The following is a 14,706-nucleotide window of genomic DNA, read 5'->3' as shown; positions in this document are numbered from 1 at the left end:
TGAGCTGCTTCGGCTTTACCCTGAGCATCTTCGGCTTTGCCTTGAGCTGCTTCGGCTTTACCTTGAGCATCTTCGGCTTTTTCTTGAGCCGTTTTAGCATCAGCCACGGCCTGATTAATCTTGTTCATGTATTCATCGGAAATGCCAACTTTTATAACATTATTAGCATTTTCACCAGTTCCAACTACTTCATTTGTCGCTGTTAAGCCATCGGTAAAATTAAAGCGCAAGTTGTTAATGGTATATTTTTGACTAGCCCCTGGTGTAACCTGAGAATTATCCTGATAATCACCGGTTTGAGAATCTTTAATTCCACCGCTATAGATATATACCGGTGATTCAGCCACAGCCGTTAACTGTTTGACATTGACTGCATCATTAGGATTGATACCACCGGCTACATTTACAATACGGCGTTTGATGTCGGGGATATTCATGTCATTATCGCTGAACTTAATTGTATAAGCATGCGACCCAACAGAAACCACACCGTGCTGGGCCTTGACTTTTTCGCCGCTATATTTTGCAACACCGTCCGTTTCAAAATCAATTCCTTCTGTACTTGAGAAACTGCCTAAAGCAACACTGTTTTTTCCATTGACCCGTGACCAGGCACCAATGGCCGTTCCAAAGTTCGCCTTTGCTCCCACTGCGGTCCTATCTCCGATTGCAATTGAATCATAAGCAAATGAATTGGCAAATCGTCCCATACCAATGGCACCTTTTGCAGAGGCTGCCACCTGAGAACCGATAGCAATCGTATCGTCCAAAATGGCTCTTGAAGCAAGCCCCATAGCTATAGCACGCGCACCATAAGCCCGTGCTCCCTGACCAATCGCAGTTGCCTGATACCCTGATGTTTTTGTTCCCTGCCCAATGGCAATGGAATTAAGTTGAGGTGTATTTATATCCTCTTTGGGTACAGATGGTTTATCATCAGATTTAGGAGAGCCATCAATACTGACATATTCACCAGCGAGTTCTTCCGAATCATCGATTAATACCGTTGGATTTTCAACAATCTTATATTTTTCAAATTCCTCTGTCAAATCACCGACATATGAATTCAAACCAATAGCTACCGCTCTTTCTGCCCCCGCGGTCGTTTTTGATCCAACACCTAAAGCAAGACTGCCAAATCCACCCGCCTTAGAACTTGTTCCTAAGGCAGTAGCCCATTGATTGGAAGCAGCACTACTTACACCAATAGCCAGAGAATAATCACTGTCCTTAATGTTTATGTACTTATTCCCGCTTTTAATCTGATTAGCCACCGCAGTCAGCTGTGCCACATTGACGGCATCATTATCATCAATACCACCAGCAACGTTAATAATCCTACGTTTCTCTTCAGGGATACTTAAAGATGTAGACACATCGTTATCATCATCATCCAATGTGATTGTTGATTTAACAGTATATTCTTTAGTTCCTACAGAAACAACCCCGCTACTCGCTTTAACCTTCTCATTACTGAACTTAGCCGTACCATCTTTGATATCATCTTTTTGTACACTAGAATAATATCCCAAGGCTACACTATTTCTCGCTTCTACACGTGCCCACGGTCCAATAGCCATCGACTTGTCTCTATTTACGTCGGCTGCCATACCTATAGCCATGGAATAACTATTTCTTGCGTTAGCTCCATGACCTAGTGCGATTGAAGCTAATGCGCTTGCATGTGAATCATCACCAACAGCCGTAGAATAAGCACCTGCAGCAGAGCTTTTATGTCCAATGGCAACGTCACCCTTAAAAGTCGACTTTGCAGACGTTCCGATAGCAATATTATTCGCACCATATGTTCCACTTATACTATCTTTACCAATCGAAATAGAGCTCCCACCTGGTTCTCCTGGTCGTTTAGAATTATTAACCACGGCATTTTCACCAATAGCAATTGAAGAGTCCGCTTCAGCTGTCGCCCTCTTTGCCGCATCCGAACTCAAATTAACGGCGACGCCACCTTTTTCGGTAGTATCCGTCACACCTGCTGCCTGAACCATTCCGCCAACCACGCCGGAAAATCCTAGCACCAATGCTAATGTAACGGCCTTGACTAACCGACCGTTTCTTACGAATGCCCCCTGATTGGACGAAGCATATACACTCTCACTCATAGTATGTTTCATAACGACGCATCCTCCTCACTTGATAACTCTGCGTTTTCTGAATCCTTAACTTGAAATATAACAATTTGTACTCACTATACTCACTAAGGTGTGTTTACCATGAGTATACTCCCCTATTTCGGTTGTGTAAAGGTAAGTTGTGTTTTTGAATGTATTTACTTCGATTTTTTATTTTATTTTTCTTCAATTATCTACATAAGTATTAACTAGTCAGTAATTTTTACAACTACGTCTATACAACTGAATATCTTTTGTCGAATCAAAGTTATTTATCAAATGTACTCACTGTGAATTGTCTAACCAACAGATTCCCTACAGCCAAAAGCTGATTGATTTCATAAGAACAAAAATAAAAAAAGATCCTGAACACGTCGTTCAGAATCTAAAAAACGACCGCATCGCCTTGAGTTATCCCTCAAGGCGATGCGGTCGTTTCTATATGACCACTCTATACCTAACGTGGTTAAATCCCTATTAAGTTAGCTGATCGCACCATCTTCTAATGAACGATTCGATTAGATTTCGCGGTACGGTTTCTGACCCAATTCGTAGAAGTTGTTGCCTTCAGTATCGCCAACTACGATGCACGGGAAATCTTCAACAGTCAATTCTGCCAAAGCTTCCGGACCGAGGTCTTCGTAAGCAATAACTTCATATTTCTTAATGGATTTAGCAATCAAAGCAGCAGCGCCGCCAACAGCAGCAAAGTAAGTTACGCCATATTTTTTCATAGCGTCAACAACTGCCTGGGAACGGGAGCCTTTACCGATCATGCCTTTGATGCCCTGTGCGAGCATAGTCGGAGTGTACGCATCCATACGGCCGGAAGTAGTCGGGCCTGCGGAACCGATCGGATCGCCCGGTTTTGCCGGAGTAGGTCCGAGATAGTACACGATTTTGTCATGCCAATCGATAGGTAATTTTTCGCCGCGTGCCAATGCTTCGGTCATAACTTTATGAGCAGCATCACGAGCGCTATAGATTTTACCGGTGATTAATACGCTGTCACCGACTTTTAATTTTCTGGAAACTTCTTCCGTTAACGGTGTAGTAAGACGAATTGTTTCAGCCATTGTAACTTTCCTCCCTAATATTAAAGAATTTCTTCAGCGTGACGGCTTGCATGGCAGCAAATAGTCACAGCTACAGGAAGGCCGGCAATGTGAGTTGCAGCCCATTCGATGTTTACTGCCAATGCAGTAGTAGTACCGCCGAGCTGAGGTCCGATACCGGTCTTGTTGATCATGCCCAACAATTCTTCTTCTAATTTTGCATATTCAGGATGTTCGTTGCGAGTCTGAGTGGAACGAAGCAAGGCTTTCTTGGAAAGGAATGCTGCATAGTCCATAGTACCGCCGATACCAACGCCAACAACCATCGGAGGGCACGGGTTCGGGCCGGCTTTTTTAACGATTTCCATAACAGCGTTCTTAACGCCTTCTACGCCGTCAGCCGGTACGAGCATTTTAATGCCGGATTTGTTTTCACTACCGAAACCTTTAAGTTCCATGTCGATTTTAACTTTGTCGCCAGGAACGATTTTGGTGTAAATAATAGCCGGAGTATTGTTCTGGGTGTTTTTACGGTTGAACAACGGTTCAGCAACAACGGATTTTCTGAGGTAGCCTTCAACATAGCCTTTAGCAACGCCGGCCTGAATGGCTTCTTCAAGGGATCCACCTTCAAAGTGTACGTCCTGACCTACTTCGAGGAATACGATGGTGTAACCGGTATCCTGGCAAATAGGACGGTCTTCTTCTTTGGCGATTTCAGCATTTGTAATAATCTGATCCAATACAACGCAACCTACCGGAGATTTTTCTGTTTCACGACCGTGTTTCAAAGCTGTATACACGTCTTCCGGTAAGTAGTAAGCTGCGTTTTTACACATCTGCGCAACTGTTTCCGTAATTTTTGCTACATCAATTGTACGCAAAATAATCCCTCCTCAATGTAACACGAGATATATTTCATGGCTTAATAATACCACACGTCATAGCTCTTTTCAAATCATAGCTATGCAGTTTACTCAACCTATCCCGTATATTGAAAATCATTCTCTAATTTATTAAAACGGCGTACTTTCGGCTATTTCAGCCTTTTTCGATATACTTTACTATGGCAATTTAACTTTATTATTTTATATTTATACATTTATGGTGTACATATCCAAGACTGTCGATACCGCCGAGGTGCTCCGCTCCGCCGTCTACCCCATCCCCACCGAAAAGAAGGTACTCCTTGCGGACGAAAACCACAAGGGTTACACATTATTTTTGAATAGTCTACTCGTTTTTCACAATTTCGTTCTCTCTTATGCTACGGATAAATGAAAAAGAGATACCTCCGTTCGAGGTATCTCTTCCTATCATCTATGGGACTCTCTCCTGTCCTTCTACCAGCTTTTTAATATTACTTCTCAAATAAACTTATTTTTTGACGATTTTTAGGACCGAAAACGTCGGTTTTGACTACATGAAAGCTCTGTTTTTGACGTTTTCCCAACGTATAAGAATTATTTGTAATAGGTTTTTTTCACTTTCTTCATTCATTTTCGTCCGTCATCATCGACGGCCTTCATCATTTAGAACGTAGATTACATATATATCGCATATGCATCATGTACGCATCATGTATGTATCGCGTATGTATCGCGTATGTATCGTGAGCGTGTAGCGTACAGCCTTCGTATGTATCGTGTAGCGTACAGCCTTATCATATAGCATACTGTCTTATCGCTTGCGATACACGACAGGGCTGCGACGCAGGTAGTTAAAGGGAATGCTCAGGCAGTGTACCAAGCGGGTGAAGGGGAAGATAATGCAAACGATCATCCACGATAGCATATGAACTTTGAAAATAACCGGAATGTGTTCCATCAACGCCGGCTGCGGATGCCAATAGAGCAGACTGCGGAACCAAGGTCCGATGTACTCGCGATAATTAAAGGCACCGTCGGCATTGAGCATAGTCGCCGCAAAGCCGGTGCAAATGGTAAGGCCCAGGAAAAGGAAGAGCCACACATCCATAGTAGATGTATTGACCTTCATATAACGGGAGAAGAAGCGACGACGCATGAGCAAAAAGAAGCCGACTACTAACGCGATGCCTGCCAGACCACCGATATAAAGAGCCATGGCATGATATTGGTGCTCGCTGACGCCAAAAAATTCCGTCACTTCTTGCGGTACCAGCACGCCGCCTACATGACCTAAAAATACGAAGAAAAGGGCGCCGTGGAAGAGCGGTCCTGCTATCTTCAATTGTTTCTTTTCTAAAAATTCACTGGACTTCGTAGTCCATGTGCGCTCCGAAACGGTATAGCGCACGATGCTGCCGATAACGAGAAAGGTGAAGGCTATATACGGCAAGCCCACCCAGATAAATTCACTCATAATGTCCTCCCTTCCAGCCGCCGTCTGCTGCTGAGAATACAATCCACGAGTTGTGCCTGTACATAACCGCTGTCGGCAAGACGCTTTTTAAACAAGCCAAGCGCCTCTTCCGCGTAAGCAAGAATGTCCGCTGCTACCGCCGGCGATACGGCGGCACACAATTCCAGCAAGGCCGGTACATAATCGGGCAGCTCTTTGGAAAGCGTAAAGCCATTGTCTTCAAAGAATCCTTTATAGGCCAGCAGTTTTTCCGATTGCTCGCCTGCATTGGAGCAGTCATAGGAGGCCAGGTACATGTTGGTGTTGCCGCTGAAATCGAAGGCGCGCACGTATTCGTCTTCATAGTCGCGCACGGTCAAACTGTTGATGTGCTGCAGTACGGTTTCACAAGCATGGCGGGTACGGGCATCGTCAATGTCTTTGATTCCGTCTGCCACGGCCGAAAGCTGATCGCGCCACGCCGCATCGGGATAGCTGAGAAGAAAGCCGATGATCTGCAGCGCATATTGTTCGCTTGTCATTTCACGATTAGGCATGGCAACCTCCGCAGGTGTTAAAGCCTGCACAGCCTTGAGCTTCCTTCTTTTCTTCGCGACTTAGCGGTGCGCCCGCCGGAATGCGGAAGCGTTCCCGATATTTGGCAACGCCTAAGAGGCGATACATGGCCATCAGCTGATCCGTGTCATAGCGTTCCTTAAATTCGTCTGTGCTTTCACCGCGGGTTTGTTTTTGCATGAACCGTCGCAAGTCGATGAGGGTCTGCAATACGCGGCGAATGACTGCTTCGTTACCGGCGGCGAGCAGCTGCGACAGGTAAGCCACGGGGATGCGCATTTCCTCGGATTCCGGGAAGTTAACACCGGCAGCGCGCTGATGAAGAATCGGGCTCATCGGCGGCACGTACCATACCATCGGCACCGTGCGGTATTCGGCGTGAAGAGGCAACGCGATTTTCCATTCCTTCACCATCTTGTACACCGGCGATTCCTGGGCGGCTTTAATCCAGTTTTCACTGATGCCTTCTTCACGGGCAGCGGCAATCACTGCCGGATCGTGAGGATCCAATAAAATATCTAGCACGTTTTCGTAAATGTCTTCTTTATTCGGCGTAGCCGCTGCGGCCTGCACGCGATCCATATCGTAAAGGAGCACGCCGGCATAGCGCATGCGCCCTACACAGGTATCGGCACAAATCATGGGCAAGCCGTTTTCAAGGCGCGGATAGCAGAACACACATTTTTCTGCCTTATTGGTTTTCCAGTTGTAGTACACCTTTTTGTACGGACAAGCCGGTACGCAATGACGCCAGCCGCGACACACGTCTTGGTTGACGAGCACCACGCCGTCTTCGTCGCGTTTATACATAGCGCCGGACGGACAAGCGGCCACACAGGCAGGGTTCAAACAATGATTGCACAGGCGCGGCAAGTATTTCATAAAGATGTCGTGAAAGTCGAGCGCCACTTCCTGACCGATGTTCTTCAGGTTGATATCGGCACGCGCCGTATCACCGCCGGCCAAATCATCTTCCCAGTTAGGACCCCATTCCACTTCCATCCGTTCCTTGGTAATAAGCGAACGCGGACGGGCTACGGGCTGATTGTTCTTGCGTTTGGAATGAATAAGCGTTTCATAATCATAGGTCCATGGCTCGAAGTAATCCTTCAGCTCCGGTTGCTGGGGATGGTAAAAGAGCTTTAACAGGCGACTTGCCTTGGAGCCCGTAGCGAGCTCCAATTTGCCGTTCTTCAATACCCAGCCGCCCTTCCAACGATTCTGGTCTTCCCAGTTTCGCGGATAGCCGATGCCCGGTTTCGTTTCTACATTGTTGAAATACATATATTCAGCGCCTTCGCGGTTCGTCCATGTATTTTTACAGGTAATCGAGCAGGTATGACAACCGATACACTTGTCCAGGTTCATTACCATCGAAATCTGCGCTTTAATCTTCAAGCCAATCTACCTCCTTCATCTTACGCACCACAACCAGTACGTCGCGTTGGTTACCGGTAGGTCCGTAGTAGTTGAAGCCGTAACTGAGCTGGCCGTAGCCGCCAATCATATGCGTCGGCTTCATATGGATACGCGTCGGTGTGTTGTGCGTGCCGCCGCGGGTGTTCGATAATTTCGAGCCCGGCACGTTGATATGGCGATCCTGCGCATGATACATGTAGACTTGACCGCGCGGAATACGCGGTGTCACTACGGCACGGGAGGCCACTACACCATTGCGGTTATACATTTCAATCCAGTCGTTGTCCTTCACGCCGATGTCTGCCGCATCATCCTCGTTGAGCCATACCGTCTGGCCGCCGCGGAACAAGGTCAGCATTTGCTGCGTGTCAAAGTACATGCTGTGAATACTCCACTTGCTGTGCGGTGTTAAGTATTTCAGCGTAATTTCCGGCGTGCCGTCATTGGGAAGGCCTTCCTTCATCGGCGCATAATCGAGTACCGGTTTAAAGGTTGCCATCTGTTCGCCCCATTCGTTCATGATTTCATGATCGAGGAAGAAGGATTGACGACCGGTAATCGTGCGGAACGGCATGAGGAATTCAATATTATTCGTAAACGGCGTATAGCGTCGACCGCCTTTGCCGTTGCCAGTGAAGATTGGTGTGCTGATAACCTGCCGCGGCTGTGCCACGATATCTTCAAAGGTAATCTGTTCACCGGCGCGACCGTCCAGGCCTTCCGTAAGTCCCGTCAGACCGGTTACTTTTTCTGCCGTCTGCCAACTCTTAAGGGCTACCTTACCGTTTGTCGCCGATGACAAGGTCAATACAGCCTGACAAGCATCGTAACAATTTTCAATGGTCGGACAACCGTAGCCCGGTGCCTGCGCGTCACCGATAATACCGTTGCGCCGTTTTAATTCTTCATATTGGTCACCGATGTGAGCCGTAATGCCGTGAGCACCTACTGTGCCGTTTTCAAGGTTCGGACCCAAGGCGCGCTGCTTTTCAAAAATCTTCGTGTAATCTCGTTCGATATACACCAGGTTCGGCATGGTTTTGCCCGGAATCGGTTCGCATTCGCCGCGACTCCAATCGCGTACCTTGCCGTGAGGCTGTGCGGTTTCGCCTTCCGAGTCATGCTGCAGCGGCACCGCTACAATATCGCGATACACCGGCAGTTCTGCTTCCTTGGCTACCTTTTCTACGGCTTTGCCCAAGGTGAGAAAAATATCCCAGTCCGTCTTGGATTCCCAACCGGGATCGACAGCCGGCTGGAAGGGATGCACGAAGGGATGCATGTCCGTCGAGGACAAGTCCGTCTTTTCATACCACGTAGCCGTAGGCAATACAATATCCGAATACAGGGCAGACCCGGCCATGCGGAAATCGAGATCTACCAACAAATCTAGCTTGCCGCTGGGCACATCGTCGCGCCATTTTACTTCCGTCGGGTGCGCATCATTTTCTTCTAACAAACCATTCTTCGTACCCAACAGGTATTTCATAAAATATTCGTGTCCCTTGGAGGACGAGGTGATCAGGTTCGCACGCCATACGATGAGGTTGCGCGGAATGTTTTCCTTCGCATCCGGATCTTCGATGGCAAAGTGCAGCTTCTTCTCCTTCAGTTGACGAGCCACATAGGCTTTCACACTGTCAAAGTCTTTGTTGCCGGCCGCTTCCGCTTCTTTCATAATCGTAGCCCCGCCCTTGTTAAAGGTCGGGTATGACGGCAACCAACCGAGTCGCGCTGCCAATACATTATAATCCGCCGCATGACGATACCGCGGTGTTACGAGAGGCGATGTCAAATCGGACGCATCCATTTCATCGCTGCGCCATTGGTCGGTGGCAAAGTAGAAGAAGGACGTACTGTTCTGCAGTCGCGGTGCTGCCTGCCAGTCCTTGGCGGACATGATAGCACCCCAGCCTTCGGCAGGACGTAATTTTTCCTGTCCCACATAGTGCGCCCAACCGCCGCCGTTCTTGCCTTCGCAAGCGCAGAAGAGTACTAAATTCAATACGGCGCGATAAATAACATCCGCATGGAACCAGTGGTTAATACCGCCACCCATAATAATCATGGAGCGCCCGCCGGTAGCGATGGCGTTATCCGCAAATTCGCGAGCCGTATGGATGACCAACTCCGGATTGACACCGGTGTATTTTTCCTGCCATGCCGGCGTGTACGGGGTATCATCGGTGAAGTCCTTCGCCGCTACGCCACCAAAGCCACGATCAATGCCGTAGTTTGCCATCATCAAATCATAGACGGTAGTCACATACAAGCTGCCGTCCGGTGTGTCGATTTTCTTCACCGGCACGGCGCGTTCTATGGTCTTCATGCCGTCTAGGTGACCGAAGTGCGGCAGCGCTACGGTAACGATGCCGTCGCCTCGACCGTCTAAGGTCAATACCGGAGAAATGGCTTCGCCGGTTTCGCTGTTTTCCATCTTCAAATTCCATTTTTCTTTGCGCGTCCAGCGATGACCCATGCAGCCGTTAGGAATAACCATCTTGCGACTCAGTTCATCCACCACGAAATACTGGAACTCGCTATGTTTTGCCTTGCTGCCCATCATATTGGCGCTGAGCATCTGCCCCGGCACGTAGTGACCGTCTTTTTCTTCAATGGTTACGAGGAACGGAAAGTCCGTGTACTGCTTAGCATAGTCAAGGAACATCGGCGTTGGATTGTCGATATAATACTCTTTCAAAATGACATGTCCCATCGCCATAGCCAATGCCGCATCGGATCCGGCTCTGGCATTGAGCCATGTGTCGGCCGCCGTCGTGGATTCTGCATAGTCCGGTGAAACGGATACGACCTTGGTGCCTTTATAACGCACTTCGGTTAAGAAGTGTGCATCCGGCGTACGGGTTTGCGGTACGTTAGATCCCCACGTGATAATGTATCCGGAGTTGTACCAGTCGCTGCTTTCCGGTACGTCCGTTTGATCGCCCCACACCTGCGGGCTGGCCGGCGGCAAATCCGCATACCAATCGTAAAAGCTCAGGCAAGCACCGCCCATGAGATTCATAAAGCGTGCCCCTGCGGCATAGCTAAGCATGGACATGGCCGGAATCGGAGAGAAGCCAAAGTTGCGATCCGGTCCGTAGGTTTGTGCGGTATACAGCATGGAAGCGGCTACGATTTCCGACGCTTCTTCCCAGTTGGAGCGCACAAAGCCACCCATGCCGCGCGCTTCTTTGTAGGACTTCGCTTTGTCCGGATCTTCCACGATGGATTTCCACGCAGCCAAGGCATTCGGTGCCGTCTTGCGCGCTTCGCGCCACAGGTTGGCCAGCTCGCCGCGCACATACGGATATTTTACGCGCAGCGGACTGTACATATACCAGGAAAACGAAGCGCCTCGCGGACAGCCGCGCGGTTCAAAGTCCGGCATGTCCGGGCTGGTTTCCGGATAGTCGTGATTCTGATTTTCCCAAGTAACAATCCCGTTTTTAACAAATACATTCCAGCTGCACGAGCCGGTGCAATTCACGCCGTGCGTGGAGCGTACCACTTTGTCGTAGGACCAACGATCGCGGTACATGTCTTCCCATTCACGGCCGCCTTCGAAGGTTTGCGCATGACCGTTCGCGCTGGTTTCCTTCGGCGTCATATACTTATATTTCTGAAAGATACTTTTCATCCCTACGTCCCTCCTTATGGTATCTTTAGCATACCAAATGGAAATAGGGGCCACGGTGACGTAAGTCACAAAGCATTCGTTCGCTATACATTTTTGTCATGACCTTTCGTCCGGCGGCTGCGACACTATGCAGAGTAGACCGATATATAGGTCTCGCAAGTCAGGTCTTGCGAATGACATTGCTCGACCTATATATCGGCCCCCTCTTCTCTACTAGCCTACCGCCGGTCGAACGTTAGGTCATCATTCATGTATAGGGAACGCCCTCTTTGTGGCGGCGGGGAGGCAGCTCGGTCTTGCGAAGAGCATTTCTCGTGCCGATACGTTACTTTCCTTTCTCACATACAGCCGCCTCACGATTACAATGTCATTACTCATGTATAGGGAACGTCCTCTTTGTGGCGGCGGGGAGAGATTAGTCTTGCGAATGACATTGCTCGACCTATATATCGGCCCCCTCTTCTCTACTAGCCTACCGCCGGTCAAACGTCAGGTCATCATTCATGTATAGGGAACGTCCTCTTTGTAATGTTTATGCGGAAGGGGCGGTAAGTTTAAAGGCCATACAGCTGTCGGCAATGAGGTAGCAAATGCGTTGCCATCGCACGTCCTTGCGCCAGACAAATTGTTCCAAGGTAAGGTTCGAGGTAATCACCATCAGTTTACGATCTTCGTAGCGATTTTCAATGATCCGCAGCAATTCTTCCCTCGTCCACTCCGTATCGCGTTCGCCGCCCAGGTTATCCAACACTACCATGTCCGCTTCTTCCAACGGTCGCAAATACAGTTCTCTTGCTTTGCCCGTATCAATGCAGCCGCGCAGCTTTTCCAGGAGTCGCGACACATTACAAAATATACCGCTATGCCCTTCGTCTGCCCAAGCTTGCAAGGTGGCTACTGCCAAATGCGTTTTTCCTATGCCCATCGGTCCCGTAAGGAACAGGCCCTTCGCTGCGGTTCCTTCTTTCACTAACTGCCGTGCATAAACGACGGCACTTTGGTTGTTGGTTCCCGTCTTCAAGCTGGCAAAGGTCATCGCTTGATAGCGCGCCGGAATCTGCGCTGCGTCCTTGAGCGTTACCGGTGACAGGCCTGTATGCGATGCACTGTTCATCCTGCATTTGGCATAGGATATGTGACCATTTTCATCCATCCGTGCCGTGTATCCTTTGTGAATGTGATCGCAGGCATCGATGCCCGGACAGTGAAAGGTACAATGCTCATTGCTTTCTGCAAATTCCAACAGCGGAAAGAACAATGCCTCCGTTTGCTTTGCCGTATCTGTCAATGTAATGTGTTCTCTTGCCAACGCCTCGTCAATGCGTCGTTGGTACTGCGCAATAATGTCGTCCATGTATCCGCCACCCTGTGGTGCGCTTGCCATTCCGTCCTGCATTGTCATGGGAAGGATATCCGTTACTCGCCCCATGCATTCCATTTGTTTGTTATCTGCCATACGTGTGCCATCTACTTTCTTTTCTGTTCTAACTACCGACTACCAATGCCTGCTGCTAATCCTTCGTGTTGCAGTATCAATGGTACTCAAACATAATCGGCAGCCCTTCAGCATCCACATAACTGCCGTCACCGGCGTCTATATACACATACTTTTTCGGTGGCATCTGCTCATTAAGTGACGATGTCTGCTCGTTAGGTGATGCCGTTTGCTTCTTAACGATTTGGCGTCGTTCCCAGCTTCGCACCACAGCCTTCCAGTTTTTCATCTTCGTTTGTCCTACAAACCAATCCCGACGTTGGTAGTAATCTACAAATTGTTTCGGGTCCACCGTATTGCCCCGTGCCAAACAATAGGCCTGAACCATTTCTAACGAAGGCGGCGTACATCCGGCTTCATCAATTAGTTCCACAGGGTCTCCTTTCTTTGATAGGTTTTCTTTCCTATTGTTTTGTTTAGTTTTATTTTGTTTAAGAATGGTATCGGCGTGCGTATCGGTGTGCGTATCGGTGTGCGTATCGGCGTGCGTACCGCTAGGTGTATTACTAGGTACGTCACAAGGTATATTACCGAATACATCACCGGGTGTATTACTTGCTACATCACTAGATGTATAATCAAATATACCTCCGGCTACAGCGTTAGGTATGTCATCTGCTACAGCATTCGATGTATGACCCACTTTATCGTCAGAGGCATTACAAGCGGCTTGCTGATTAACTGATATCTGATTAACCGACTTCCGGTCATTCGATGTCTGATTAACTGACGTCTGATCAGTCAATGTCTGATTAACCGCTTGCGGATCAATCACGCCCATTTCGGTTGATGGCGGTAGCTGTGTCCGTGATGCATTGGCTTCTTCAGAAAATCCCGTAGTGACAATAGGTTCGCCGGAGAAAGAAAGTATTTGATACATGGTAGCTTGATTTCCTTTCCGCGCCACATAGTTGATGCGTCCGTTCTCCTGTAAAACGCGCCGCGCCCGCACAATGGCCTGCTTGCCCAAGCCGGTTTTCTCCATCAAACTGCTCATAGCCACCGAAAACGTTTCCTTCCAACCGCTTACATTGTCATAATGCATCAGCGCAAACCACAGTATCCGCGCCGATGTAGACACGTCCGGATGCAGGCTGATCCAAACTTGGAACTTGTTAATCTCTTCAATATAATTCATAGCTAATACCTCCCATTTATACTCGAGGGTCTCTCCTCCTCACTTATTACCATCCAGCAGATGTAAACTTGTAAACGTCATTTTAAAAAAATTTTTTAAATTTTTAGATTCCGTAGTCACGGAATTGCAACGGGACGGCAATCTAACGTGTAAAAATTTCTGTATATTTTTACAAAATAAAAATTACCCCTCCACTTATTACAGGCAAAAAATGGCCTAGTTTTAAACATAATTACTTATACTTTTTTCGCAATACATCTGTAACTCACTCGTTCAAAACTCTCATGAGGGTAGAAGTTGCAAGGGCCAACGAGTTATATGATTTTGTAATACAAAATTAATATTCCTCTTACATTAAAATTCCCCTCATTATATAAATCGTTTTAAAAATGAATTTGTAAACAAAAAATAAAAAATATCCTACGATAGCTCTTTGAAGCCCGGTCTTGCGAATAAATAAAGCCCCTATAATAGCGCTTTGAAGCCTAGTCTTGCGAAAGGCATTCTTCATCGCTATTATAGGGGCTTTTCCTCTGAGGGATGAGAAAAGAGAGATTCATACATCGGCAGTCAAGTCTCCCTTCTTTTCCTTCTTCCCATAAAGAAAAGCGATGATCATATATCGCAAGAGTGTCATTCACTAGACCTGACCTCTGAGATATATGGACATCGCTTCTAAAAACTAACACTGAGAGTACTCACTAGCACTGAGAGTAGAATAATGAACAGTTCAAAAGTTAAATAGGACAACAACACTTCCTCCTCGTACTTTTAATAGTAAGGAGGGATTTTATGATTACCAAACAATTTACCAAGAAGGTTAATGGTATTGCATCTAATACAATAGACACAAATGCAGATGCAAGATACAATAATAACAAAGGAAGTGTATTGAATGAACACGGCGAAATATAAATTGCCAACTACAA

General features: G+C 47.6%; 10 protein-coding genes and 1 pseudogene. 2 read left to right on the top strand and 9 right to left on the bottom strand.

Annotation, left to right across the window (positions count from 1 at the left end; translation table 11 throughout):
- A pseudogene (locus G344_RS0106730) lies at positions 1-2,135 on the bottom strand (hypothetical protein); the annotation flags it as partial.
- A 292-nt stretch (positions 2,136-2,427) separates the two neighbouring features.
- On the opposite strand from G344_RS0106730, the gene G344_RS12290 reads away from it, so the two are divergent.
- Positions 2,428-2,613: a hypothetical protein gene (locus G344_RS12290; protein ID WP_420864501.1), complete on the top strand. Its 186-nt coding sequence runs from the start codon at positions 2,428-2,430 to the stop codon at positions 2,611-2,613.
- A 37-nt stretch (positions 2,614-2,650) separates the two neighbouring features.
- Here the strand turns inward: G344_RS12290 and G344_RS0106725 are convergent, their stop codons facing one another.
- From G344_RS0106725 to G344_RS11495, 8 genes are all read right to left on the bottom strand, one after another.
- A complete protein-coding gene (locus G344_RS0106725) occupies positions 2,651-3,208 on the bottom strand; it encodes a Fe-S-containing hydro-lyase (RefSeq protein WP_028255530.1) in 558 nt (185 codons plus the stop codon).
- Positions 3,209-3,228: 20 nt separating this feature from the next.
- On the bottom strand, positions 3,229-4,071 hold the full coding sequence (locus tag G344_RS0106720) for a fumarate hydratase (RefSeq protein ID WP_028255529.1): 843 nt from the start codon (positions 4,069-4,071) through the stop codon (positions 3,229-3,231).
- 796 nt (positions 4,072-4,867) lie between these two features.
- On the bottom strand, positions 4,868-5,530 hold the full coding sequence (narI, locus tag G344_RS0106715) for a respiratory nitrate reductase subunit gamma (RefSeq protein WP_028255528.1): 663 nt from the start codon (positions 5,528-5,530) through the stop codon (positions 4,868-4,870).
- Positions 5,527-6,066, bottom strand: a complete 540-nt coding sequence (narJ, locus tag G344_RS0106710) for a nitrate reductase molybdenum cofactor assembly chaperone (RefSeq protein WP_051245835.1) — start codon at positions 6,064-6,066, stop codon at positions 5,527-5,529. Before narJ ends, narI begins: the two co-directional genes overlap by 4 nt.
- Positions 6,059-7,483: a nitrate reductase subunit beta gene (narH, locus tag G344_RS0106705; protein WP_028255526.1), complete on the bottom strand. Its 1,425-nt coding sequence runs from the start codon at positions 7,481-7,483 to the stop codon at positions 6,059-6,061. Before narH ends, narJ begins: the two co-directional genes overlap by 8 nt.
- Positions 7,473-11,144, bottom strand: a complete 3,672-nt coding sequence (locus G344_RS0106700) for a nitrate reductase subunit alpha (protein ID WP_028255525.1) — start codon at positions 11,142-11,144, stop codon at positions 7,473-7,475. Before G344_RS0106700 ends, narH begins: the two co-directional genes overlap by 11 nt.
- A 532-nt stretch (positions 11,145-11,676) precedes the next feature.
- A complete protein-coding gene (locus tag G344_RS0106695; RefSeq protein ID WP_028255524.1) occupies positions 11,677-12,600 on the bottom strand; it encodes an ATP-binding protein in 924 nt (307 codons plus the stop codon).
- A gap of 76 nt (positions 12,601-12,676) precedes the next feature.
- Positions 12,677-13,777: a hypothetical protein gene (locus G344_RS11495; RefSeq protein ID WP_028255523.1), complete on the bottom strand. Its 1,101-nt coding sequence runs from the start codon at positions 13,775-13,777 to the stop codon at positions 12,677-12,679.
- Positions 13,778-14,569: 792 nt separating this feature from the next.
- Between G344_RS11495 and G344_RS12230 the strand changes: the two genes are divergently transcribed.
- A complete protein-coding gene (locus G344_RS12230; protein ID WP_275114249.1) occupies positions 14,570-14,692 on the top strand; it encodes a hypothetical protein in 123 nt (40 codons plus the stop codon).
- Positions 14,693-14,706: the final 14 nt, after the last annotated feature.

The sequence above is a fragment of the Veillonella magna DSM 19857 genome (genome assembly GCF_000428745.1).
GTDB classification, from domain to species: domain Bacteria; phylum Bacillota; class Negativicutes; order Veillonellales; family Veillonellaceae; genus Veillonella_A; species Veillonella_A magna.
Note: the sequence above shows the minus strand (reverse complement) of the source record. Positions and strands in the feature narration are given on the sequence as shown.